At 54.6% G+C, this 3263-nt stretch carries 3 protein-coding genes and 1 pseudogene; all 4 read left to right on the forward strand.

The features are described from left to right. Positions 1 to 64 precede the first annotated feature (64 nt). Positions 65 to 1492, forward strand: a complete 1428-nt coding sequence (locus tag H8R02_RS29895) for an ORC-CDC6 family AAA ATPase (RefSeq protein ID WP_435531309.1) — start codon at positions 65 to 67, stop codon at positions 1490 to 1492. Continuing rightward, entirely contained in the window at positions 1392 to 1886 is a 495-nt protein-coding gene (locus H8R02_RS30955; protein ID WP_435531310.1) for an ORC-CDC6 family AAA ATPase, read from the forward strand. Before H8R02_RS29895 ends, H8R02_RS30955 begins: the two co-directional genes overlap by 101 nt. A 2-nt stretch (positions 1887 to 1888) precedes the next feature. Beyond that, positions 1889 to 2845, forward strand: coding sequence for a hypothetical protein (locus H8R02_RS29900; protein ID WP_187085665.1), 957 nt, complete (start codon positions 1889 to 1891; stop codon positions 2843 to 2845). Positions 2846 to 2931: 86 nt separating this feature from the next. Continuing rightward, positions 2932 to 3111: pseudogene (locus H8R02_RS29905) on the forward strand (hypothetical protein); the annotation flags it as partial. Between the last annotated feature and the right edge of the window lie 152 nt (positions 3112 to 3263).

The following is a 3263-nucleotide window of genomic DNA, read 5'->3' on the forward strand; positions in this document are numbered from 1 at the left end:
CTTGGTCGGGCGGCGGAACTGCTCGAAGCCCTTGTCGGCGGCCATGGCGAGGGTCTGTTGCTTCATGCTCCGATCAACGCATCAGCCGTGCTCGTGGTGGACCTTTTTCAGCGTTGCCCTAGCTCTGCTCGCTAACCAGCATTCACTTCTAGTTGGGCCTAGAGGTAGCGGGAAAACTCACATGCTGAAAATGCTTCAGCCAAAAGCCCTAAATGCCTGGGACCACGAACTCGCTGACGAGATCCGAGCCGGCGTTCAGTTTAGGGGTATTTTCGTGCCCGCCGATGAAGCGTGGAGGCAGCAGGTAGACACCATCGGCCATGACCTTCCAGCCGAAATGTCTTCCCATTTCCGTCGGGCGATGTTCACGACTCACGTTCAGCGTGCTGTAGCCAGCTGTTTTCTACAGCTCACGCACGATCGTCCGCTGAAGGATCGCGGCTACGCTCGCGTGCAGCTTGAGAAGCCCATTGAGGTTGAACTCTGCAAAAGCATCGCACACAGTTGGAAGTTGACGCCTCGAATTCACTCGTTGCTCGGCATCAGACAGGCCCTTGTCGACCGAACTGCTGCTTTGTATGACAGCGTGGATCGTCCTCACTCTCTTCGTTCGCTTCTTGAAGAGTGCCAACTCCAAACAACTCCAGCAGTTCTTCAAGCCACATCTGCCTTCGACATGTGCACTGCGCGTTTCGAAGGCACTTGGTGTCTGCTATTTGATGAGCTTGAAATCGCTCCGATAGAAATCCAGGAAATGCTGTTTCGCAGCCTCCGATCTTCGGATCAGAGCTTGGTTTTTAAGTTGGCGATGAGCCCATCAACGAAGGCGGCTGAGCTTTTCAAAGAAGTGACAGGACCATCTCCTGGCAACGATTTTGAGGAGATTACGCTTTATGCAGATCCTAAAGAGGGTTCGGTTTTTTGTGAGAGTCTCTGGTCCCATCTAACTAAGGGAACGCCTGCGGAACACATTGCTCCTTGGGCCGTGTTCAGGCGATCTGCCTTTCACGACCCAGACGCGCCCAGTCCATACTCACGTCGAGGGCGATGGCAAATAGCGTCTTCTAGTCTGGCACTTAAAGATCCGAGTTATGTGAGCTTCATGAATCACTACAGGATCGATCCAGACAACCTAGAGAAGGTGTCTGCGCAGCAGCGAGATGCCGTATTGCGCAAGATCGGTCCCATCGTCGGCTTCAGGGACTTCATGCTGAAACCGTCTCGAATTGCTGCTCAAGCTCCGAAACTGCGAAAAGACAAAGCTCGGCCCGCTGCTTTGTACAGTGGATGGGAGGCGCTGTGCTTGATATCTGAGGCCAATCCGAGATGGTTCATGGGCATCGCGAAAAGTCTACTGATAAACCGACAAAGCACTGTCTCGAGGGCGAGAGCTGTCGCGGGAGACTCAGTACGCAGCCCTCACATCGGCGGCCGGAAAGTTTCTTGCCTACATCTCGACGATACCGAGTACATCAAAAGATTCATCGTCTGAAGAGGGTGGACTGAAAGGGCTGGTCGACAAGTTGAGCGCAGCTTTTCGAAACTCGGTCTTACTAGAGGAGTTCACTCTTGATCCAGTGTTGTCCTTCGAGGTTGATGCGGGTTTAAGAAGTGAGGTCATTCAGGCTATCTACGATGGCCTTTACTCCGGCGCGTTTATCCCACAGGGTGATCAGAACAGGGAGTTCAAACTTTCACATGAGCTAGTCGGCCAGAAGTTTCGGATCACATACCTGCTCGCACCGCTCGAAATGCTTCCCTTGAGATCGGGTAAATCCAGGATGTTGTCCTCGCTCGTTCGAGACAGATCACAGGTTCGCCGACGTCCGCGATGGCTTGTTGAACAAGTGCCAGTTCAAATGCAGCCGACTTTGTTTATTGACTAGAAATGCTTACGAATCTCACCGCTGCAGATCTAGGCGAATGCGACTACCATCTCTTCCTTTGCGCGGTCGGGTACGAATCTCGAGCGCGAGCTGTGGCCGAGCGAATCGCCGATCGCAGTTCGATTCGGATTGGGCTAGGGTTCAATCACAATCAGGTGCTAGCGTACGACGCGAACTCGGTATGGTTTAAGCAAGCAGGGTTTGAAGTACTGCACGGGGTATCTAGACTTGAGTTTGAAGCCACCTTGCGTGAGAAGGTCTTTGCAGTGCTTGCTGGCACCCCGTTAGAGTGCCCGTTGCGGGTGGCGGTCGACATCTCGTGCTTTGATCGTTTTCGGATCGCGAGTTTGGTTGATCTGTTTGAGCGCCTTTCGGGTGAGCGCGAACTGTCCATTGACTACTGGTACAACATCGCTGCTTTCGAGCGCCCAAGGCCGACTTTGGGTAGGAATGAGGTGGCGGGACCCGTTCACCGCCGGTACGCTGGACGCTTTCTGGATCCAGGCTTACCTCTGGCATTGATCGCAGGTCTTGGCTATGAGCTTGGCAAAGTCGTGGGAGTCACAGAGTATTTGCAGGCGTCCCGTGTTGTTGCGATGTTCCCGGTGTCCCCAATTTCGGAGTACGAACCCGAAGTTGTTGCTGCGAACCAGACGCTCCTCGAGGACCTCCAGGACCGCGAAATCATTAGATATCTCGTGGACGACCCCCGAAAGGCCGTAGCAACGTTGGATTCACTGATAAGGGGGCTTAGCAATTCACATAACGTTGTCTTGTTTCCTGGGGGCCCAAAATTGTTTGTTCTTTGCTCAGTCATCGCGGCGTCTGCTCATCCTGAAGTGGCTGTCTGGCGAGTGAGCTCAGACACGAACATCCGGCCGAAAGATGTGCGTCCGAGTCAGACATTCATCGGGCTACGGCAGTCTTTTGCTAGAACCGGCACGACTGCAACCGGTTAGCTCGCGTCCGGTGCCAGTTTCGAGATGGACTAGTTTGGTGCGAGCCAGGTTAGCCCCTACGCTGGAAGGCGGTTCGTTCGTGCGAGAAGCTGAGCCAGATCATCAAGAGCCGCGGGCACTTCCCTAGCGACGACGCGGCAACGAAGCTGATCTCGCTGGCGCTGAGGAGCATCACCGCCGACTGGGGCCGCGCCTCGAAGGACTGGAAGGAAACTATGAATCAATGTAAGCGTCCGGCCAACCCACCCTTGAGCGCAGCCCCGTAAGCGGCAAGGATGGTGTCCATCTATGGAGTTAGGGCTACGCTGATTTAGCGGCCGATTTTCGACGCACGCGTTTCGCGAGGCTGGATCTGAGGTTCGCGCGAGCGGGTTTCATCGGTTTTCCTGTCGATTTGAGGGGCCTCACGGCCCCTTTT

The organism is Ramlibacter albus, assembly GCF_014297445.1.
In the GTDB taxonomy this organism is placed as follows: Bacteria; Pseudomonadota; Gammaproteobacteria; order Burkholderiales; family Burkholderiaceae_C; genus Ramlibacter; species Ramlibacter albus.

Bases quoted from the DNA above. Each gene is read 5' to 3' on its own strand.
- H8R02_RS29895 (WP_435531309.1), top strand. From the start codon at position 65: ATGCTCCGATCAACGCATCAGCCGTGCTCGTGGTGGACCTTTTTCAGC.
- H8R02_RS29900 (WP_187085665.1), top strand. From the start codon at position 1,889: ATGCTTACGAATCTCACCGCTGCAGATCTAGGCGAATGCGACTACCAT.